The organism is Algoriphagus limi (genome assembly GCF_024919275.1).
Lineage (GTDB): Bacteria > Bacteroidota > Bacteroidia > Cytophagales > Cyclobacteriaceae > Algoriphagus > Algoriphagus limi.
Genome location: NZ_JANWGH010000001.1, coordinates 1736260 through 1756892, shown reverse-complemented (window position 1 = coordinate 1756892; position 20633 = coordinate 1736260). Strand labels below are relative to the sequence as shown.

Below are 20633 nucleotides of genomic sequence, written 5' to 3'. Positions count from 1 at the left end.
AGAATGCCCAAAAAGTAAATGGTTAGGATAAGTAGGAAGCTGGCTATCTTTTCCATCTTGCGAAGGTATTCGATTTTTTCAATCTAGTATAAACAGGAAAGATAAATAACGATTTGATAATAATAGAAAAAGCGACCGATTCGGCCGCTTTTTCTTTTAAATGGTTTGATTACTTCACTGCGATTTGATCCGCATTTCCATCAGGGTCATTGGTAGCATTTCCACCTGATCTTGGATTTCCCGTTAAAAGAATTCCGGCTACATGTGGAGAAGCCATGGATGTTCCATTGTAAGAAGCATATCCTCCACCAGGAACTGTAGATAAAACTCCTACTCCTGGAGCAGCAAAATCAACTGGTGGGTTTCCAAAGTTTGAGAATGAGGCAAAGCGATCATTGATATCCGTTGCTGAGATAGTATAAATATTTGGTCCATTTGCACTAGCAGGAGATTTGGTATTTGCATCTGTGCTTTCATTTCCAGCTGCCAATGCTACTTTCACACCTGAGGCACCAAGAGCAATTACTGCATCATTCAAAGCTTGGGATAAAGGTCCTCCCAAACTCATATTGGCCACATCACCATTCGAAGCAGTAGCTGTGACAAAGTCAACGCCGGCGATTACTCCAGAATAAGAACCAGACCCTCGGCTATTTAGTACTTTTACAGGAACGACAGTTGCTCCAGCGGCAACACCTACCACGCCAATTTCATTATCAATGGCGGCAATTGTTCCAGCTACGTGAGTTCCATGACCGCTACCATCTTTTGTGATATCTCCATCTCTTTTATCTGTAAAAGCGTTGAAACCAATAGCTGAGTTTACATTCAAGTCAGGATGTGCGGCATCAATTCCAGAGTCGATGACATACGCTTTTGCATCCCCTGTGTAAACTTGTCCTCCCCCAACTCGAGTAATTCCCCAAGGAGTTTCTTGTGCAGGGTCACTACCTCCACCATCACCTGGGCCTTTTCCTGGAGGTGGGGCAAGAGCCATAATACGGTCAGGCTCTATAAATTTCACCGCAGGGTCTTTGGATAGCTTTTCAAATTCTTCACTAGAAAGTTCAACAGAGAAACCCTCAATAGAGCTACCATATACATAGCCTAAACTGGCTTCTTGAATATCATATCTTGCCAGAATGCCCATACTTATTTTTCGCATGGCAGCTTGATTACTGGCATAGTCTTTTGTTTTTCTAAAATTCAAATTCGTAGGATTCAACCTCACGATGTACTTGCCAGGAATAATGTCCCCATGTTGGAATTTTACATATTCCACTACAGAATCATCGATCACTGGATTTTGATCCTGAGGCATACAGGCAAATGCCATAGCTCCAAGAACCACTCCTGCCATAGAAACAGGCTTTCTCAAGAAGTTTTTCATTTTGTAAATGGTTGGTTGGTTAAAATAATTAGTATTCTTTCCCGTAATGGAAAAAATTTCAATCCTAAATTTATTCGCTTGGCAAAATATTCCAAATCTTTTGAAAAAGTAATGGAATTATTTTTTTCAAAAAGTCAAAAAAAAAGAGCTCCCAAATCGGAGCTCTTTCTTTGTTATTTCATGCTTTCTATCATCCTTCCAGATCGGATCTTGGTATCCAGAGTACTACCAATGTCCTGTCGATCAAGCTTTTGGAATCGATCGGATGGAGCCTCTCCGGTTATTTGGGTGATTGCAGTTCGCAGTAATTGCTCATTTATATCGCCAAAGGGTCTTAAACGTTCAGTCACTTCTCTTGCTGATATGTTTGGAGTGAAGCCTGTAGTGTAGTCCGATTCATCAAGGCTATTGAAGCTTTGGGTCACGATTGGAAGAATCCCATAAGTGTTTTGAGGATTATCTTCATCATCAAATGGGATGGATCCTACATTTTTTCCAGTTGTTATATCTCCAATCAAAAAGACATCCATATAAGGTCTCAATCCATTAATGATCAATTCGGATGCAGAAGCAGTTCTACTTGAGGTCAAAATGTACACTCTGTTACCATCCAGAATATTCCCTAGGTTTTCTGACTTGGTTCGGAATGGGGTTTGAACATCTTTAAAATCGTCAAATTGACTCAAGAAGCTATTGTATTTTGTTTTTGAGAAAACATCATTTTGAGTCACACTTGGTGCAATCAAGCTGGCCAAATTCACAGCGGAAGAAACAAAGCCACCACCATTATACCTGAAATCGACAATCAAATGGTTGATTCCTTCAGCCTTGAATTTGGCGAAGATTCCATCCATCTCGTTATCATAAACAGTACTTCCATTGCCTGGTCCTGGCGCAAAGAAGTGATACACGACATACCCGATTTTTTGATTATTGATGGTGTAGATGGTGTCTAGGAAATTAGGGTTTTCAGCTAGCTGAACAACATTTAATTCTAAATTCCCTTGATCTTCATAAACATTTGTTTCTTCATTGAACCTCAAATAACTGATAAAATGAGTTGAGGAGATTCCTTCCAGTACTTCCCGATAATTATCAAGAGTCATTGGTTCTCCATTGATTGCTTGGATAATATCTCCACGTAAAAGACCAGCTGCTTCTGCTGGACTATTTTTCTTTACATAGGTGATTTCGGCAACAACAAAATCAGAGTTTTGGCTTTCTCTGAAAAGAATGAATTCATAGCCTGCCTCTAAGGTAATCCCGTTCAGAGAGTTTAGTAATTCTTGATAATCTGGGTAAATGACCGAGAATCGATCAGTGGGACGGTTTAGAAGAGCTTCAAAATAATCCTCAGGATCTGAAGATTCGGCGATTGGATTTCCCATTTCTTCCAGCCAATAATAAACCTGCTCCATGATCTCATAAATCCATCGATTTACTGCTGCATTGGATCCTGGATCCACTGGCGGTTCGGGATCTTCATTGTTACATGCAAATAGTCCAAGCAGTGCAAAGACCATGAAAAGCGGAAGTCCTTTGAATATTTTCATAAATGGGATTGTTTCATTCCTTTCAAACGCAGAAATCAGGAAGCTGTTGTGCCCTTAGCCTTTACCAAGAAGAACCGAAGGAAACGTCATGTGTTTGACTATCCAGCAATTTTCCGTTTTCGCACTTGAGAACTCGATAGGGGTATTTTCTTAATAATTCGTGATTATGAGTAGCCATTAGAATGGCCGTTCCTTTCTTGTTGATTTCTTGGAACAGCTTGAAAATCCCATCTGCCACATCCGGGTCCAAATTTCCGGTAGGTTCGTCTGCAAGAAGAATAGAAGGTTCATTCAATAAGGCTCTGGCAATTACAACGCGTTGTTGTTCGCCCCCACTTAATTGATGAGGCATTTTGCTGGAGGCATTGTGAAGGCCCACCTGTAGGAGGACTTCCGCCATCCGTTCTTTGATTTTCACTTTGTCTTTCCAGCCTGTAGCCTTCATGACGAAAGCAAGATTTTCGGCTACAGTTCTATCGTTGAAAAGTTGAAAATCCTGAAAAATTATCCCGAGTTTTCTTCTAAGAAAAGGGACTTCTTTTGTTTTGATCGATTTCAAATGAAAACCGGAAATTTCTACATCACCTGCTTTCAAAGAAAGATCTGCATAGAGTGTTTTCAATAGCGAGCTTTTTCCACTTCCGGTTTTTCCAATCAAAAACACAAATTCGTGCTGTTCAATCGCAAATGAGACATCGGAAAGAATGGGGTCTACGCCTTGGAAGACAGTGACATGATCTACTTTGAGAACTGGTTCCGTTTTGAAATCCATCTTATAATTCGAGTTTTTGTAATTTACCGAATGGTAATTTTTCGATCAACTCCTGAAGTTGCTCTTCTTTGCCTTCCAGGCCGAATTTTTCAGGGTTTTTCATAGGGCGGTCAGCCCGAAAGTAAGCAACGAGTACAAAGTTTTCATCCCGTATCTGAATGTAGTCCGGAATCTTGGCTTTACCTTTTACTTTGATGATATACATGGGCTTAAAGAAAAGATGGCTTTTCTAGGTAATTAGAAAAGCCCTGATTTGTTTACTTTCCAGCTGCTTTGGCATGATCAGCCAGAAACTGTGCCAAGCCTTTGTCGGTCAGTGGGTGATTGAGCAAACCGGTGATTACTTTAAGAGGGCAGGTCGCTACATCAGCACCAATTTCAGCACACTTGATTAGGTGCATGGTATGACGAATACTCGCTGCCAAAACCTCTGTAGAAAAGCCATAGGTTTGATAAATGTGCACGATTTGCTCGATCAATTCGAGACCATCGAACGAAATATCATCCAATCTACCGATGAATGGGGAAACATAAGTAGCACCTGCTTTCGCAGCCAAAATAGCCTGACCAGCAGAGAAAATTAAAGTACAATTGGTGCGGATTCCTTCGCTGTGGAGGTGTTTGATAGCTTTTACTCCTTCTTTGATCATCGGGATTTTAACCACGATTTTATCATCAATTTTGGCAAGCTCCTTTCCTTCGCGGATCATTCCCTCAAAATCCGTAGAGATCACCTCAGCACTTACTTTGTCATCTACGATATCGCAGATAGCTTTGTAATGCGCCCGGATTTGATCTTCTCCGGTGATCCCTTCTTTAGCCATTAAAGAAGGATTGGTGGTTACCCCGTCTAAAACACCCAAGTCATAGGCTTCTTGGATTTCGGCAAGGTTTGCTGTGTCAATAAAGAATTTCATGAAATACTAGTTTTGGTTGAAAGCAATGGGTAAAAATTTCCCTTGAAGCAAAGTTAAAACTTTAATCAGGATAAGGAATGGAAATTTCGAAATCGAAGAAGGTAAAAAAAGAGGCGGCATCGCACCGCTACAACCACCTACCCTTGCTTCCTTCCGGACCTGGGGGATTCAGCAGGAGCTGGTCGTGCCGCCGGGCAGCAAAGGTAAGGCAAAATTTGCTCTTTTCAATACATTCTTCAAAAGATTGGGGCTTTTTCAGCATATAGAAATTTAGCATGCTGAATGTCTTTTACTTAGATCAAGACTCCCCGTGTTTTAAATCGTAATTTATCATCCAACCTACCCCAAATTTATCCCTAAAGCTTCCGAAATAAGCTCCCCAAAAGGTTTTTTGGTAATCCATTTCTACATTTCCTCCTGCAGAAAGTTTTTCAAAAATTTCCGATCCAGATTCTTTCGAATCCGCATCTATAGATAAGTAATTGGAATTTCCTTGAATAAATGGCTTTCTCATTGAAGGGAGGATGTCTGAAGCCATTATCTTGAACTGTTGATTGATGTGAAGGCTTACATGCATCACCCGATGCAGATCAGATTCAGGAATATCCATGCCTGGTATTTCGCTGAAATATTGAAAACCGCCCTCCAATTCGCCACCTAAAACTGTCTGATAAAATAAAATTGCTTCTTCGGCATGTCCGTCAAAATTCAGATAAGGAAAAATTTTCATTTCAATTAAGTTTAGTGTGATTCAAGATAAAAATTATTGGTTGATTTTGTCCACTTTAAAACTTAATAGCGAAATGATTATTCCAATCATGGAGGTGCCGAAAGCTAGCCATATCGAAGAAAAAGAAATTGCTATGGAGACAAATTGCAAGGCTAAACCTACGGTCCAAACCATATGACCTTTCCAGGTTCTTTTTTGCCTTGATTTGGGTTGATTTCCACTTTTTCCTTCATTAATAAGGGGAGCAAAAAAGTCTCTGTAATGCCAAAGAATCAAAAGATTTAGAGTAAGGAGTCCTCCCAAAACGAAAGGGGTGCCTTTCCATTCCAATGAAATAGTGATCATCAGAATATTCAAAATCATTGGGATTAACATAATGCTACCCAAAAGTTTATATCGGGTTGTAATTAATAAGTAACCGATTAAAATTTGAGACAGCGCAATGAATTGACCATAAAAACCTAACCCATATTCTTCCAATTTTTCGACCAACCAAGTTGGTCCAATCCATCCAAAATATTGGTGCTCAGCATATAGCTTAGCCATGCCTGCACCGAAAAAGGTAAATCCCAAGAAGACGGCAATTAAATTGAGGAAGGTTCTTTTTGTTTTTGGAGATAGCATGGGCTTTTTGCGGATAATGATTGCAATGGGTAAAGGTTACAATTGAATAGCTGAAAACTCATTTTATTTCTAATTTAGGAATATATAAATCGAATTTCAGCATTATGTCTACCAGTGAATTAGCCCCAGGAAGTAAACTCCGTCACCCTAAGTTTGGAGTAGGAATGATTCTCTCTGTCGATGAGAGTTATTACAAAATCTATTTTTATAACACAGAGGAAATCAAAACGCTGGCCCGGGATTATGAGGGTTTCGAAGTAGAAGAGGCAAAAAAGCCTGATTTCCCTATGTTGACACTCAAGGATGTAGAAAAAGCGATACGGGAAGCTTTGGCTCAAACTTCAGAAAGGGCCCCAATTGTGCCTTTGGGTGGAAAATGGATTGGAGGGTCTGTTACACTAGAACCAGGAGATTCTGATCTTCAATCCAAAGAAATACCTATGGATACCTTTTTTCATAAAATCGTCATGGTTCGGGAAAAATTGCGGGTTTTGGAACAGAATATCAACAATCATCCCAAGTTAGATGATGAGGATAGGGTTCATTTGCAGCAATATATCACCCGATGCTACGGCTCCTTGACCACTTTCAATGTACTTTTTGCTTACAAGGAAGATCAATTCAAAGGGAGTGGTGGGAAAGACTAAAAATTTATGCTCCTAGGGCTTCTGAAAAACCCTCGATATAATAAAGCGGATCAAGAGGATAATGGTTAGGATGATTCCTCCTACGATGATAAATTCCATGGTAATTGTTTTTGGTAAAACAGCACTTCGCTCAAATAGTTTCCGAATTTGGAAAAGGTTGGGATAGTAGCAGAGTAATTCGGTAATTTGTGTTCTCTTTGCTCAAACCTATCCATGAATTTCCTCTTAAAACGCAGAATTGCAATCGGAAGCATGTTCTTTTTTTTGGGGCTCTGCTTCGCAAGTTGGGCTGCCCGCATTCCGGATATTCAAGCCAAATTTGATCTGAGTGAGGGTCAATTAGGATCGATTTTGCTGTTTTTACCTATTGGGTCAATTATTGGACTACCCATTGCAGGCTGGTCCGTGCATCACTATGGTAGCAAAAAAGTCATTCTTTGGGGAAGCTTTGCCTATGCGCTAAGCCTGCCTTTGATTGGATTAAGTCCCTCGCTTTGGATGTTAGTTTTGGTCTTGATGACCTTCGGTTTGCTAGGAAACATCATGAATATAGCACTCAATACCCAAGCGTTGGATTTTGAGGATGAATATGGACGCAGCATTCTGGCGTCTTTTCATGGTTTGTGGAGTATGGCGGGTTTTGTAGGTGCTGGAATCGGAGCTGTGATGATAGGTTTGGGATGGATTCCATTTTACCATTATTTGGTAGTAGCCGGATTATCTTTCAGTATCATTTTGTCCAGTAGGGGATTCATTTTTGAAGAAAAATCCCGTTCCGATGCTGGAGGGTTGGTTTTGAAGAAACCCGATGAATTATTGTTGCGCGTAGGTTTGATCTCCTTTTTAGGGATGATGACCGAAGGCTGTATGTTTGATTGGAGTGGAGTTTATTTCAAAAAGGTGGTAGAGGCTCCGGCGGAATGGGTGACCTTAGGTTATGTAGCTTTTATGGGAACTATGGCCTCTGGGAGATTCATTTCTGATCGGTTTATTCAGGGTTTTGGAAAGGTTCCTATTTTACGAATGAGTGGGATTTTGATTTTTACAGGATTAAGTATTTCTGTATTGGCACCTACCATCGTTTGGGCTACTTTGGGGTTCTTGTTGGTAGGGTTTGGAGTAGCTTCCATTGTTCCTGTTTCCTACAGTGTAGCTGGCCGATCTACTCTTTATTCACCTGGAATTGCGCTCGCTCTTGTTTCGACAATTTCCTTCTTCGGCTTTTTAATAGGTCCTCCTTTGATAGGTTTTATTGCAGACTTATTTAGCCTCAAAATTTCCTTTGCTTTAATTGCTGTCAACGGGCTTGGAATCGCATTACTTTCTACCATTCGAAAGCAGGTGTTTTTCCCTGCACAAAATCAAAAAGAATCATGAGCAATCCGGAGACATTTCAATTTCACCATGAATTTGAGATTGGTTCCTTTCAGGTGAATCCATCTGGGAATTTGAGACCCAAAGATTTGGCGGATTTATTTCAGGAAGTGGCCTGGAGACATGCGGATTCAGGTGATTTTGGCAGAAATCTGCAAAAGGAGAATCGAATGTGGGTGCTATCCCGCCTGGAGATCAAAGTGATCCAAATGCCGGTTTGGGGTCAAGAAGTAAGTGTCTATACTGCAGGAAGAGGGGTTGAAGGCCTTTTTGCTTTTAGAGAATTTCTGATGGTGGATTCAAAGGGAGAGGAATTAGCTAGCGGAATGAGTTCATGGGTTTTGTTGGACGCAGAAACTAAACGAATTGTTAAGCCAGATTCAGTTTTGCCTCCTGAACTATTTCAAATCAACCAAAAGCCTGATTGGATTCCGGAAAAGCATAGAATCCGGGATTTGGGAGAAAAATCATTTTCAATCAAAGTTCAGCCTTCTGATTTGGACCTGCAAAATCATGTGAACAATACCAGTTATATCCGATGGATTGAAGATGGAATAATAGAGGGTTCTCCGGGGATTCAATTTCTCTCTATCAACTATTTGGCTGAGTGTTTTTTAGGGGATCAATTGGTAATTTTCCAAGCTGCTGTTGATCAAGGAATTCAACTAGTAGGAAAGTCCGAGGAAAAAACGGTTTTTTCAGCAAGAGTTTTGCTTTTTTGAGTTTTGCTTCCAAAAATGCTCTCCTGTGACCCAAGTCACAGCAAGGGGGGATAGATTTTTGCCACATTTGTGCTAGATTAAGATAAAAAATGAAGCAGATAGGCAATAAATCATTCATTCAATTGATCGGCTTAATGGTTGGTCTTTTGGCTCTAATTACCGCTTTGGTTGGTGTAATTGGATTGGTTCTTTTCCTGGCTTATTCAGGAGTTCGATTAGATGTGGCTTCCCCAGATGAATCGCAGGTTTTGGCCGAAGTATCTGCACCCGCACCAAAGGTCAAAGCTCTTGAAGATCCTGCAGGAATGTGGCATGCACCCGATTGGAAGACTGTGGATGCTGAGCCCAATGCAGATGAAATCAAATATGGTAAGGAGTTGATCGCCAATACGGCTGCTTACCTTGGTCCAAATGGAAGTGTTAGAAAAATCTCCAACGGACTGAATTGTCAAAACTGTCACTTGAATGCCGGAACTGCTCCGCTGGGAAATAATTATGGTGCTGTTGCCGCAACTTATCCCAAAATTAGAGCTCGATCCGGTCAGTCTGAAGATATTCCAAAAAGAATTAATGATTGCTTCGAACGAAGCTTGAATGGACAACCGCTCGAGCGTAATTCTAAAGAAATGAAGGCTATGGTAGCCTACATGGAGTGGCTTGGGAAGGATGTACCAAAAGGAGAAAAACCAAAAGGAGCAGGTATTTATGCAGTTCCATTGCTAGATAGGGCTGCAGATCCTGTACGAGGAAAAACTGTTTACGAAAATCAATGCCAAAGCTGTCACCAAGCTGACGGTCAAGGTATTGCCAAGCCTGATGGAAGCGGGTATACCTATCCACCACTTTGGGGAGATCATAGCTACAATAGTGGGGCAGGTCTTTACAGACTTTCTCGATTTGCTGGTTATGTGCGAGCAAATATGCCATTGGGAGCAACATATGAAAACCCATTGATTTCGGATGAAGACGCATGGGATGTTGCTGCTTATGTGAATAGTTTGGAAAGACCTAGCAAAAATTTAGCTGGCGATTGGCCAGATATTTCTAAGAAGCCGATGGACCATCCATTTGGACCATACAGTGACGGCTTCTCAGAAGAGCAGCATAAATTCGGACCATTCAAACCCATCGTAGAAGCCAAAGCTTCAGGGCAATGAAACATTGGATCGCGCTGATTTTTTTAATCGGCCCATTAACCTCTTTTTCCCAAGAAAGTGTAAAGAATGTACAGATTAATCCAACGGTCCATGCTCGGACTTTTTGGATGAGTACATCTTATCGGGAAGATTTCAGAGATGATTATGCTTTAGGGGCTTCTTTGGCTCTAGGCTTTAAAGCAAAAATTTACAGTAAATGGACCTTGCATGCAGCTTACAGAGGTTTTGCTAATGTGTTTAGTTCTGATATCTGGGAAATAGAACCTTTTTCAGGGAGGGAAAATCGATATGAGACTGGATTATTCAATTTTTTAGAACCTGGGCAACGAGCCTTCGGAAGCTTGGAAACTTTAAACCTGAGCTATCAAACAGCGTCCTGGAAACTTTCCATCGGCAGAATGCCCATCAATACAGCTTGGATTAATCCGGCCGATGGACGATTGGCACCAACCGAGATGGAAGGTGTATCAGTTAGTTTTTCTCCTTCCAAATCCTGGAAATTCTCAGGTTGGTATATCAATAGATTTCGGGTCCGAGGCACGAATAAGTTTCTTAATGTCGGGGAATCTATCGGCGTCTATGGAGTTGGTCGGGATGAATCAGGAGCTCCTTCAAACTATTTTGGCAACACAGAAAGTGATTTCGTAAGTGTTGTTCAGGTGGACTATTTAAAAGAAAAGCACCATTATACCCTTTCTCATACCTTAGCTAACAATCTTTTTTCAACCTTTTGGGGTGAATGGAATTATAAATTTTCAAAAAATACAGGAGGAGTCAACTGGCTTTTGGGTGCTCAACTTGGATTCCAGCATGGGATAGGCGATGGGGGAAATCAGGAGGTTTCTTTTCGATATAAAAATCCAGAAGACCGAAATTGGGTAATGTCAGTTTCAGCTGGAGCAGAAATTGGTAAATGGAAAAAAACAATAGGTTTTACCCAGCTTGGAGGTAAGGGTAGATGGCTTAGCCCGAGAGAGTGGGGGAAGGACGCATGGTATACATTCATTCCGAGGGAAAGAAATGAAGGTGTGGGTGAATTATCAGCGTTAACTCTTTTGAGTGAATACCACTTCGGAAAAGGCTGGGGAGTTTATGGACACTTGGGTTTCCATTGGCTACCTGAATTATCTGATGCGCCCAACAATAAATACGCCTTCCCTTCTTACAGACAAATCAATTTGGGCCTAAAATACAAGCCTGATTCCATGTCGAAGACTGATTTTCATCTGCTGATTATGAATAAAGAGGCGATAGGCTCTTCTGATTTAACCCCTTCTCAACGCTATAATAAGGTGGAAATGATCCACGTGAATCTGATTGTCAACTATCGGATCAATTAAGTTCGTCTCTAACGTTTATAGCTTCACCTCATTTATTAATTCCTGATTTGCTTCGAAAGCAGAAATGTTTTCCAAAGTCGTTTCTGCGATTTGATCCAAAGCCTCTCGTGTCAGGAATGCTTGGTGACCGGTAATCAAGACATTAGGAAAGGTCATTAATCGAGCGATTTGCTCATCCTGAAGGATTTGTTCTGACAAGTTTTGAAAGAATAGATCTTCTTCCTGCTCATATACATCAATTCCCAAAAAACCGATTTTACCTTTTTTCAAAGCAGAAATCACGGATTTGGTTTCGATTAATCCACCTCTGGAAGTATTGATGAGCATGCATCCATCCTGTATTCTTCGCAAGGACTTTTTATTGATAATGTGATGAGTTTCAGGTGTCAAGGGGCAATGCAAAGAAATGATACTAGATTCTGAAAAAAGCTCATGGAGGCTGCAGTATTCTACTCCCAAAGATTTCATTTCGGGATTTTCAAAAATATCATAAGCTAAAATCCGACAACCAAAGCCTTTTGCAATTCGGCAGAAAGCTCTTCCAATGGCACCAGTTCCAATAACTCCGATTGTTTTTCCGTGAATGTTGCAGCCAGTCAGACCTTCCAATGAAAAATTGGACTCCCGGACTCGATTGTAAGCTTTATGGGTTTTGCGACTTAAAGTCAAGATCAGGGCAAAAGCATGCTCGGCCACTGCTTCTGGACTGTATGCAGGGACTCTAACGATTTTTATGTTAAGCTTTTTGGCAGCTTCTAAGTCAACTTGGTTATATCCCGCACAACGTAGGGCTATGAGCTTAATTCCTTCTGAGGCCAAAATTTCCAAAGTGGCCTCATCAAGTTGGTCATTGACAAAAGCACAGACAGCCTCATGCCCTTGAGCTAAAATCGCTGATCGGTGATCTAGTTTTGCTTCGAAAAAACTGATTTGATGAGGATAGTTAAGAAGCCATTTTTCAAAACTTTCCCGATCATATTTTTTGGTACTAAAAAAAGCAATACGCATAATTATTAAGAATCTTTAATCAATTGATAGACTGAGAATTTTGTCTTTTCCTCTTCAACTTCGGGGTTTTCGGGTTCCTGAACCAAAAATTTCCCATCACCCAATCCAAATAAAATGGACCCAGGCACTGAGGGAAGCTCCGCTCCAACCTGCTTCCCATCTAAGATAATTATAATACTATTTTCTTTGGGATCAATTGTTGGAGTGTAAGTAGCATCTTCTGCAATTCGAGTTTGGTAAGCAGCTTCGCTGATCCCTTTGTAATAATTGATTAGGAAAAGATTAGGCTCAAGTTGGATTAATTGCTTGTTTCTTCCTGCCAAAAAGCGAAGCGGAGTAATTTGTTCGTCATTTCCCTGAGTACCGATTGGAACGGGAGAATAGGACATAAATTCTTCGTGAATCAAGGGAATCGTTTTGGACAGGTTGAATTGAGGAAGATCATAGACCTCTATGTCTTTTGACAAGGCATGTACTAGCCATAGTTCATCAGTTTTATGGTCCACCAAAAAACTTTTGGTCATCAATTCCTGGTAAATTCCTTCTGTTGATTTGTAAGGACTTTCTTCTCGATAGGGAACAACTGATTTCATTTCCCCACTTAGAATATTGATTTGGAAAAAGTTTTTGAGGGTATCTCTTCCTTCTTCATTCATGATCAAGTAGTGAGCCGATAAATAATTGCAGGGTCCTACTAGGTAATAGGTAGTGTCTTCTGCTTGAAAATATTCGGTCCTTCCCATTGGCCCGAAAGTACGGATTGGAAGGGGAGATTGGATTCGCTGATCTTGAAGCACTTCATAATTGGCGTCATAGGTTACAATTCGAAAAGGCAATTCAACGACCCGCTCTTGATTTGGCCCGAAACTAATCCCAATTGGATTCCAATTTCCATATAAATCCGGTCCTTCCCCTTTCTTTTTGATCCGATTTAGGACTTCCCCTTCCTCAGAGATTTCTAAAATCTCATCTTCTACCATGGAGTAACCTAAATAAATCCTTTCTTCAGGCGAGTAGTCTCTGATAAAAACACGTGTCAAATTTTGGACTTCAAAGGAATCTATTTTGGTAAGGCGGAAAGGCTTTTCATTGTCGCTTTCTTGTATTGATTCCTTTTGAGAACAGGAAGCGACAAAGGCAATAATTCCGAGAAGTAAGGGATATTTATAATTAGACATCTTATAAATAATTAGTTTTATTATTGAAATATCGTTGAAGATACGGATTATTTTATTTTTCAGTCTGATGACCAATAAAAAAATATTTTCAAGTTAATTAGTGTAGCCTAAAGCAGTTCACTATGAAAAAGATATTCCTAATTCTAGCATTGGCTAGCTTATTTTCTTGCCAAAATGAAAAAACTGAAATAGTGAAAGAAGTGGAAATAGAAAAAACAGTAGAATCATCGCCTGATTCAGTCCTTCGGCATGTGGTTTATTTCTCTTTCAAGGATAGTTCCTCCCAGGAGGATATCCAGGGAGTAATTGATGCTTTTAGAAATCTTCAAAATGAAATTCCGGGAATCCAGTCCTTTGAATGGGGTGTCAACTCCAGCCCTGAAGGGATCAATAAAGGACTTACCCATGCCTTTACATTGACCTTCTACTCAGCAGAGGATAGAGACGCTTATTTACCTCATCCAGCACACAAGGCATTTGGCGAAGTGTTAGGGCCTCACTTGAAAGATGTCTGTGTAGTAGATTATTGGACCCGTCACTAACTACTGGTCGAAGGGAATCCCAGAGGTATCGACTTTTCCCGTTTCTTTCACTGAAATTACTTCAGTGACGATGAAATTACTTGTTCCTCGCCAAGGAAGTTTCCCGTTGTATTCCACATATCGTAGCTCCACATGCTTGCCTGAGGATCGCTCTAGTTGTGCAGCTACATCATCATCAATTACACTAAATCGAAATTCATTGCTTTGCAAGGCTCCTGCAGTAGGGCTTTGGAAGCCTTCTTGAACGACTCTCCCTTCAAAGGTTTTAAATATGATTCCCTTTTTCATGAAGTAATTCAAAGAACCGGCTTTCACGCCTTCTCCGAAAACGAAAAAGAATTTCCACCAGATGAAGATGGAAAGAAAAACGATTAAAATTATCCCGGAGATCCAAGCGAATTTTTTCATATTAGTAGATTTAATATTCTAAATATAAATAGTCCCGGGAATAATTTGAGGGCAAAAGAAAATTTTAAACCCTCGGTTGGGCTTCTAGTTTTTGAAATATGCAGCAATCAATTTTTAATTCATTTAATGAAAATATTCTTCCCCATCATGGGGAGATTCGACTCTATGATCATTTTTTCGATTCAGGTAAGGCTAATTTTTTCTTTGAAAAGCTCCAAAATACAATTCATTGGAAGCAGGAGCCCATTTGGATATTTGGCAAAAAAGTGATGCAACCAAGGCTAACGGCGCTCTATGGTGACCCTGAAAAGACTTATTCGTATTCTGGGATCACGATGAATCCTATCCCTTGGACTGCAGAACTTTTAGAAATAAAGTCCTCTGTTGAACAAGTAGTAGAAAAACCATTTACTCATGTTCTATTGAATTTTTACCGGGACGGTCAAGATAGCATGGGCTGGCATCGGGATAATGAATCCACGCTGGGACCTAATCCTGTAATAGCCTCCGTGAGTTTTGGTGTTTCGCGGAATTTTCAGATTCGGAATTACTTTGATAAATCAGAAAAAATTCAAATTCCCTTGAATCATGGAAGTCTTCTGATTATGCAAGGAGAAAGTCAACACCATTGGGAGCACCAAATTCCTAAATCGAAGAAAGTAGCTGGGGGCAGAATTAATCTGACTTTTAGAAAATTGATTTGAGTTGAAAAAGCATTCAGCTGTTTAAAATGAAAAAGGAAGACCAAAAGCCTTCCTTTTCAACTAAACTGAATCAACAAATAAATTTTTTAATCCACCAGCCACAAATATTCTCCATACCCTGCTGCTTCCATTTCAGATTTTGGAATGAATTTCATCGCTGCTGAATTCATGCAATATCTCAAGCCCGTTGGTGCTGGACCGTCGTAGAAGACATGTCCCACATGGCTATTTCCAAATTTGCTTCTCACTTCCACGCGTGTCATTCCCAAACTCTTATCAATTGGCTTTTCAAGAAACCTTGCGTCGATTGGTTTGGTGAAACTAGGCCATCCCGAACCTGATTCGTACTTATCCTTTGAGCTGAACAATGGTGCGCCAGAGACAATGCAAACGTAGATTCCTTCTTCCTTATTTCCATTGTATTCATTTTGGAATGCAAATTCGGTAGCGTCTTCCATGGTCACCTCATATTGCATAGGAGTAAGAGTCTCTTTCAATTCCTTTTTAGAAGGAGCTGTGTATTTTTCTTCGCTCAATTCCGGCCAGTGTTTTTTAATAAAAGCATCTCTACCACTACCTTTTCTATAGGCATAATAGTCTACCGGGTTTTTCTTGTAGTAATCCTGATGATACTCTTCAGCAGGATAGAAATTGGTGTATTTAATGATAGGAGTTGCTACTGGTTTTTCAAATCGTCCTGATTTGTCGAGTAGCTTTTTAGACTCTTCGGCTACTTTCTTTTGCTCAGCGGAGTGATAAAAAATAGCAGACTCATATTGAGAGCCTCTGTCATAAAAAGATCCTCCCACATCCGTGGGATCATAGGTTTGCCAGAAAATATCCACTAATTCTGAATAACTGATCACTTCTGGGTCAAAGGTGATTTGTACAGATTCCTGATGTGAAGTTCTTCCACTACTTACTTCTCCATAAGTGGGGTTCTTTTCTTTTCCTCCCGCGTAACCTGAGATTACAGTGATCACACCATCTAAATCTTCAAAAGGTGCTTCTACACACCAAAAACAGCCTCCGGCGAAGGTGGCGAGTTCAGTTCTTCCGCTGAATTGAGCTAATTTTTCAGCATCGGAAGGAGCAATGGATTGTTCGGCCTGATTCTCCGTAGGACTGCTACAAGCGAGAAAAAGGCTCAAAATCAAACTATACATGGGTAGCTTTTTGATTTTTGAAATAAACATTATCAAATAAATTTTTCTTGAGTTCGAATTTTGGTCTTGAATTTGAACCAATTCATAAACCATTTGGATTGGCTTCTGTTTGAATCTACCCCAACAGATACGAATAAATTCTTTAAGCGGGTTAGAATTCGGTCCAAAATTTAGCCTTTAAAGGCTTGTCAATAACAAAAAGAAAAGGGTTATGGAAAAATCACGGATTGGAATTATCGCATTTGTCATCCTTTTTGTCTTCTCTTTTCAAAGCTTTGCCCAGCAGGGTTCAGGCTTGGGGATAAAGTTTGGAACAAATTATAATACCTCAGGCAAGTATTTTAAAGATCTGGGAAAAGTATGGGAAGATCCCTTGGGGAATGTCGGGTATCATGCCGGGCTTTTTTATACCATGAATTCCTATGACATCTATTTGAGACCCGAATTGGTATATACTGAAACGAGATTTCAGACTGTCAATGGGGAAGCATTTTCCAAACGACTAGATGTCCCTGTTTTAGTTGGAATTCGGCTCTTTCAGGTACTTACTGCTTTTGGAGGACCTTCTGCTCATTATACCTTAAAAGACAATTTCCTTCCTTCCCAGGTCGATGAATTCAACAAGCGGCTTCGATTAGGCTATCAATTTGGATTGGGAGTAGCTATCGGGCCTGTGGGATTGGATCTTCGCTATGAGCGTGAATTCAATGATCAAAAAATTAATCTTGAGCGGATTCTTGGTCAGGATCGAAGCTTCCGTTCTCAACAGATCATTTTGGCAGTATCACTTCGGATTTTTGGACCTTAAGCATCTTCACGCCATTAGGGAGCTATTTTATTTTTCTGGAAAATGCCTCCCAAAAACTTTTTTCCAGAGCTCATAGCCATCTTCATTCATGTGCAATTGATCCTCAATAAAAATGCTTGAAATAGGCTCTCCTTTTTCATCTATCATGATATCCCACACATCTACAAATTCAACTCCTTCCTTTTTCTCACAAAAAGCTTTCATTTCTTCATTTAGCTTTAAGTAATTTTCTTTTTTATCCCATCGAGAAGGACTTGGCTTAGCGCTGATTAAAAAAATCTGAGTGCCAGGGTCTACTACTTGAATCCGTAAAACGATTTGCTCTAAATCATTTATGATTTCCTCCGGAGTCAAGCCTGCTTGAATATCATTGTCCCCTTCATAAATAAAAACCCGAGAAGGCTTAAACTGAAGTACCAAAGGATACAAATGCCTTTTCAAATCAGAGGCTTTTGAGCCTCCAAACCCAGTGTTAATAATTGGGTAATCAGGGAAATCATTCTGCAAACTTTCCCAAAGGCGGATGGAAGAACTCCCTGTAAATAAAGTGCTGCCAACTTGATATCCATCCCGCTTGATTCGCTTATTGATTTCCTTTACCTCGTTGTCGAATGGAACTTCTTGACTGAAGGAAAATGCCACGAATCCTAAAAAGGTTAAGAAAATGAGAAAGCCTGCTTTTTTCATGAGTATGTTATTTGTTTTAAGCGGCCACAAGGAATTCGCCTAATGTAATTATTCTTCTAATTGTCATCCGCCCGTCAGGGCTTTTTTTTGAAATCAAACATAAATCAAAAATCGACTGAACCAAAACCGTTCATCTTTTGCACGGATCCGAACAATCCGATCAAAACACCAAATTGTCCTTTTTGATTTTTTATCCCTAAAAATGGCCTTTCCGTCCCAGAATCACTCAATTCGACTCAATCTCCTGATTTTGGTATCTAATTAGATGATTCTAGACGTTATCCTAATGGTCAATCACCAAACTCTTCCTTTATGAATTCACTTACCCGTTTTTTCTGGTTTTGTAGTGGCGCAAACTTTTCCATCTTAAAACGAACTCCCACTGAGTCCAATAAATATGTTGGGATAGGTGCTACCGTATTTTTTACAGGAGTATTGGCTGCTTTGGCTGCAGGCTACGCACTATTTACGGTTTTCCAATCGATTTGGCCAGCAATTGGTTTTGGGCTGCTTTGGGGTTTGATGATTTTTAATCTGGATAGATTCATAGTGTCCAGTATGCGAAAAAAGGAAAATGCTTGGGCTGAATGGAAATTGGCTATTCCCCGATTGGTATTGGCTGTATTGCTTGCCTTGGTGATTTCCAAACCCCTGGAATTGAAAATGTTTGAGCGAGAGATCAATCGAAAATTGGATGAGAAAAAGACAGAATTCATTGCTCAATCAAAAGCTAATCTGGCTAAGGGTTTTCCTGAAATTCAGGAACTGGAGGCGAAGATTGATACACTCAAGCTAGAGGTGAAGGAAGCGGAGGCCTTTCGGGATAAACTCCAGCAAGAATATGATGCAGAACGATTTGGAGAAAAAACCACAAGTACTAGTGGGATTGTAGGCTTGGGAACCAATGCTAAAAAGAAAGAGCAGCAATTGGATGCAGCACAGTCTGCGTTAAATTCTTTGAGAGAAAGAAATCAAGTTCGTATAGACACATTGGAGGCACAAATCCGGGAATTCATGGCGTTGCGTCAGCAGGAATTTGAAAAGCAGCAACCCGGAATAGAGGGCTTTGATGGCTTAGCGGCAAGAATGGACGCCTTGTCAGCTTTGACTGAGGAAAGTGGGGCAATGGCCTTGGCAAATGTCTTTATCATGCTATTGTTTATTGCCATTGAGACTGCGCCGATTTTTGTGAAATTAATTTCTCCGCGGGGGCCATATGATGAACTATTGGAACTCCATGAGGATAAAGTGAAGCTTTTCAAAGGAGAAAAATGGACTTTTGCAAAAGGAGAATCAGACGCTCGGGTTGATTATTTTCAAGGGACCCATTTTTATTCCATGCAGTTGAAAAAAGAAAAGACCAATCGAAAAAACGAGGTGGAAACCAGTAGAGAAATCGAAGGGATGGGTTGAAAATCTATTTTAGATTTTCTCTGGGATCATTGAATCTAGCTGATCCATAGTTTTGCTGACGGATTTCCATTCTGCAAAACCTATTATTCGAATTAAGAATCCTAAGAATTTTTCTGGGTTGATCAGTTTTCGGGCAAGTTCCCCAATGGTTTTATCTCGATTTTTTATCTCCTGAATTTGATTCGTGGATAAATGATATTCATTCGCATATTTCCAGGCCCCATCTCTAGCCAATTGAATGGAGAAATTGAGAAACAGTTCGTCTTTTCCCTTTGCCAAAGGAATCAGCAATCCGAAAATCGGAGATACCTTGCTAATGTTAGCTTTGACATCATCCACTAATTCTGAAAGCAGGGAATTGATTTGGTCAAAATCCCCTTTAATTCCAGATAGTTCTTTACCCTTCATTGTTTCAGACGCTGCTATACCCAAATCTAGATTTATATGGGCATTAATTCCTAAAAATAAGTGCTGCAATACCAGGTGCTTTGAGTTTTCGCTTGCTTCAAAAGCTAATCGCCAGCTTTCTGTTGGGGTTTTTCCTGATTTCCATTCCTCATAAGCATCAATGAATCGCTTGGCAAAAAGTACATCCAAGACTTCCATCCGCTCATTATCCTCAAATTCACCTGCCAAAATCCCATCTCGAACCCTTCGAGTTACCTGTCTATATAACACGGTGAAATAACCAATTCGACTTTGATTATTTCGGCATTCAGCCACGATGTTATCCAACTGATTTAAGACTTCTTGGATGGTATTCATTATTTCTTGATGAAAAATTCCTCTAAAAGATCTCCAACATAGTATGCAACCAAAGCCGCCAAAAAGCCAAGTGCCAAAGTTTCAAGGATGCTTTTGGTAGCAGAGGTTTGATTTACCCAGCTTTTCATCCACCCGATTAGGAGAAATGCAAAGCCAGTCAGTATGCTTGTGTACAAAAAGATGTGTTTTTCTATTTGGCTGAAAAAATCAATCAAATAAACCATCAAAGGAATAAAACCAACCAAAATGAATGAAATCAAAGTAGCAAGTCCAATTTTGAGAGGGCTTTTATTGTCCTGCATCATTTCCAGTTCATCCTTCATCATTTCCGCTACCCAAAGATCTTTGTCCGAACAAATTTGGTCCACTACTTTTTCCAAAAGTTCTCCCTTAAATCCCTTGCCTCTATAAATATCACGGATCTCTTCCCGCTCTAAATGCGGGAGGTTTTCTACTTCCCAGTATTCGATTTTTTCATGTTTTTTGAAATTCTCACGTTCCGATTTTGCAGATAGGAATGCTCCTACCGACATGGAAAATCCGTCTGCGAGCAAATTAGCAAAGCCTAAAATTATAATAACACCGGTGTCTAAATTAGCTCCAAATCCACCTGCTACCACGGCAAAAGTGGTGACAGCGCCATCTATCCCTCCATAAACAAATTCCCGCAGGTATTCCTGAAGTTTTCCGAATTTTTCAGCGTCTTGGTGATACTTTTCTTCCATGGG

The 20633-nt window shown here is 40.2% G+C and carries 23 protein-coding genes and 1 other RNA gene; 9 read left to right on the top strand and 15 right to left on the bottom strand.

Annotated features, from left to right (window positions below):
• Nucleotides 1-169: 169 nt before the first annotated feature.
• The 8 genes from NY014_RS07580 to NY014_RS07545 all read right to left on the bottom strand — a co-directional run bounded on the left by NY014_RS07580 (nucleotide 170) and on the right by NY014_RS07545 (nucleotide 5986).
• Complete coding sequence (locus tag NY014_RS07580) at nucleotides 170-1390, bottom strand: S8 family serine peptidase (protein ID WP_259413956.1); 1221 nt, start codon at nucleotides 1388-1390, stop codon at nucleotides 170-172.
• Between the two features lie 173 nt (nucleotides 1391-1563).
• Nucleotides 1564-2943 carry a S41 family peptidase gene (locus NY014_RS07575; protein WP_259413955.1) on the bottom strand — a complete coding sequence of 460 codons (1380 nt, stop codon included), beginning with the start codon at nucleotides 2941-2943 and terminating at the stop codon, nucleotides 1564-1566.
• A 61-nt stretch (nucleotides 2944-3004) separates the two neighbouring features.
• Entirely contained in the window at nucleotides 3005-3715 is a 711-nt protein-coding gene (locus NY014_RS07570; RefSeq protein ID WP_259413954.1) for a cell division ATP-binding protein FtsE, read from the bottom strand.
• Between the two features lies 1 nt (nucleotide 3716).
• Nucleotides 3717-3920, bottom strand: coding sequence for a fructose-6-phosphate aldolase (locus tag NY014_RS07565; protein ID WP_259413953.1), 204 nt, complete (start codon nucleotides 3918-3920; stop codon nucleotides 3717-3719).
• A gap of 52 nt (nucleotides 3921-3972) precedes the next feature.
• Nucleotides 3973-4632 carry a fructose-6-phosphate aldolase gene (fsa, locus tag NY014_RS07560; RefSeq protein ID WP_259413952.1) on the bottom strand — a complete coding sequence of 220 codons (660 nt, stop codon included), beginning with the start codon at nucleotides 4630-4632 and terminating at the stop codon, nucleotides 3973-3975.
• Between the two features lie 106 nt (nucleotides 4633-4738).
• Nucleotides 4739-4827, bottom strand: an RNA gene (gene ffs / locus NY014_RS07555) — signal recognition particle sRNA small type.
• Nucleotides 4828-4930: 103 nt separating this feature from the next.
• Nucleotides 4931-5362 carry a VOC family protein gene (locus NY014_RS07550; protein ID WP_259413951.1) on the bottom strand — a complete coding sequence of 144 codons (432 nt, stop codon included), beginning with the start codon at nucleotides 5360-5362 and terminating at the stop codon, nucleotides 4931-4933.
• Nucleotides 5363-5395: 33 nt separating this feature from the next.
• Nucleotides 5396-5986: a hypothetical protein gene (locus NY014_RS07545; protein WP_259413950.1), complete on the bottom strand. Its 591-nt coding sequence runs from the start codon at nucleotides 5984-5986 to the stop codon at nucleotides 5396-5398.
• A gap of 104 nt (nucleotides 5987-6090) precedes the next feature.
• Between NY014_RS07545 and NY014_RS07540 the strand changes: the two genes are divergently transcribed.
• From NY014_RS07540 to NY014_RS07520, 5 genes are all read left to right on the top strand, one after another.
• The gene (locus NY014_RS07540; protein ID WP_259413949.1) at nucleotides 6091-6633 is read left to right on the top strand and encodes a DUF8685 domain-containing protein; all 543 of its coding nucleotides are present in this window, start codon (nucleotides 6091-6093) and stop codon (nucleotides 6631-6633) included.
• Nucleotides 6634-6846: 213 nt separating this feature from the next.
• The gene (locus tag NY014_RS07535; protein ID WP_259413948.1) at nucleotides 6847-8010 is read left to right on the top strand and encodes an MFS transporter; all 1164 of its coding nucleotides are present in this window, start codon (nucleotides 6847-6849) and stop codon (nucleotides 8008-8010) included.
• Nucleotides 8007-8729, top strand: coding sequence for an acyl-[acyl-carrier-protein] thioesterase (locus tag NY014_RS07530; RefSeq protein WP_259413947.1), 723 nt, complete (start codon nucleotides 8007-8009; stop codon nucleotides 8727-8729). The genes NY014_RS07535 and NY014_RS07530 overlap by 4 nt, the downstream gene beginning before the upstream one ends.
• Before the next feature lie 89 nt (nucleotides 8730-8818).
• On the top strand, nucleotides 8819-9886 hold the full coding sequence (locus NY014_RS07525; protein ID WP_259413946.1) for a c-type cytochrome: 1068 nt from the start codon (nucleotides 8819-8821) through the stop codon (nucleotides 9884-9886).
• Nucleotides 9883-11226, top strand: a complete 1344-nt coding sequence (locus tag NY014_RS07520) for a hypothetical protein (protein ID WP_259413945.1) — start codon at nucleotides 9883-9885, stop codon at nucleotides 11224-11226. The genes NY014_RS07525 and NY014_RS07520 overlap by 4 nt, the downstream gene beginning before the upstream one ends.
• Nucleotides 11227-11241: 15 nt before the next feature.
• On the opposite strand, the gene NY014_RS07515 is transcribed toward NY014_RS07520, so the two are convergent.
• Together NY014_RS07515 and NY014_RS07510 are read right to left on the bottom strand one after the other, a co-directional pair.
• Nucleotides 11242-12234, bottom strand: coding sequence for a 2-hydroxyacid dehydrogenase (locus tag NY014_RS07515; RefSeq protein ID WP_259413944.1), 993 nt, complete (start codon nucleotides 12232-12234; stop codon nucleotides 11242-11244).
• 5 nt (nucleotides 12235-12239) lie between these two features.
• Nucleotides 12240-13412 (bottom strand): hypothetical protein, encoded by a 1173-nt coding sequence (locus tag NY014_RS07510; protein ID WP_259413943.1) that lies wholly within the window; start codon nucleotides 13410-13412, stop codon nucleotides 12240-12242.
• A 122-nt stretch (nucleotides 13413-13534) separates the two neighbouring features.
• Between NY014_RS07510 and NY014_RS07505 the strand changes: the two genes are divergently transcribed.
• Complete coding sequence (locus NY014_RS07505) at nucleotides 13535-13954, top strand: Dabb family protein (protein ID WP_259413942.1); 420 nt, start codon at nucleotides 13535-13537, stop codon at nucleotides 13952-13954.
• Here NY014_RS07505 and NY014_RS07500 read toward each other — a convergent pair whose 3' ends face one another.
• Nucleotides 13955-14362, bottom strand: a complete 408-nt coding sequence (locus tag NY014_RS07500; RefSeq protein ID WP_259413941.1) for a hypothetical protein — start codon at nucleotides 14360-14362, stop codon at nucleotides 13955-13957.
• A 98-nt stretch (nucleotides 14363-14460) separates the two neighbouring features.
• Here NY014_RS07500 and NY014_RS07495 point away from each other — a divergent pair, with 98 nt between their 5' ends.
• Nucleotides 14461-15066: an alpha-ketoglutarate-dependent dioxygenase AlkB family protein gene (locus tag NY014_RS07495; protein ID WP_259413940.1), complete on the top strand. Its 606-nt coding sequence runs from the start codon at nucleotides 14461-14463 to the stop codon at nucleotides 15064-15066.
• A gap of 86 nt (nucleotides 15067-15152) precedes the next feature.
• Here NY014_RS07495 and msrA read toward each other — a convergent pair whose 3' ends face one another.
• Entirely contained in the window at nucleotides 15153-16262 is a 1110-nt protein-coding gene (gene msrA / locus NY014_RS07490) for a peptide-methionine (S)-S-oxide reductase MsrA (protein WP_259413939.1), read from the bottom strand.
• Nucleotides 16263-16443: 181 nt separating this feature from the next.
• On the opposite strand from msrA, the gene NY014_RS07485 reads away from it, so the two are divergent.
• Nucleotides 16444-17040: a hypothetical protein gene (locus tag NY014_RS07485; protein ID WP_259413938.1), complete on the top strand. Its 597-nt coding sequence runs from the start codon at nucleotides 16444-16446 to the stop codon at nucleotides 17038-17040.
• Between the two features lie 27 nt (nucleotides 17041-17067).
• Here NY014_RS07485 and NY014_RS07480 read toward each other — a convergent pair whose 3' ends face one another.
• On the bottom strand, nucleotides 17068-17727 hold the full coding sequence (locus NY014_RS07480) for a GDSL-type esterase/lipase family protein (protein WP_259413937.1): 660 nt from the start codon (nucleotides 17725-17727) through the stop codon (nucleotides 17068-17070).
• A gap of 312 nt (nucleotides 17728-18039) precedes the next feature.
• On the opposite strand from NY014_RS07480, the gene NY014_RS07475 reads away from it, so the two are divergent.
• Nucleotides 18040-19140: a DUF4407 domain-containing protein gene (locus NY014_RS07475; RefSeq protein ID WP_259413936.1), complete on the top strand. Its 1101-nt coding sequence runs from the start codon at nucleotides 18040-18042 to the stop codon at nucleotides 19138-19140.
• Nucleotides 19141-19149: 9 nt separating this feature from the next.
• On the opposite strand, the gene NY014_RS07470 is transcribed toward NY014_RS07475, so the two are convergent.
• Both NY014_RS07470 and NY014_RS07465 read right to left on the bottom strand, forming a co-directional pair.
• A complete protein-coding gene (locus NY014_RS07470) occupies nucleotides 19150-19905 on the bottom strand; it encodes a DUF5995 family protein (RefSeq protein ID WP_259413935.1) in 756 nt (251 codons plus the stop codon).
• On the bottom strand, nucleotides 19905-20630 hold the full coding sequence (locus tag NY014_RS07465; RefSeq protein WP_259413934.1) for a VIT1/CCC1 transporter family protein: 726 nt from the start codon (nucleotides 20628-20630) through the stop codon (nucleotides 19905-19907). The genes NY014_RS07470 and NY014_RS07465 overlap by 1 nt, the downstream gene beginning before the upstream one ends.
• Nucleotides 20631-20633: the final 3 nt, after the last annotated feature.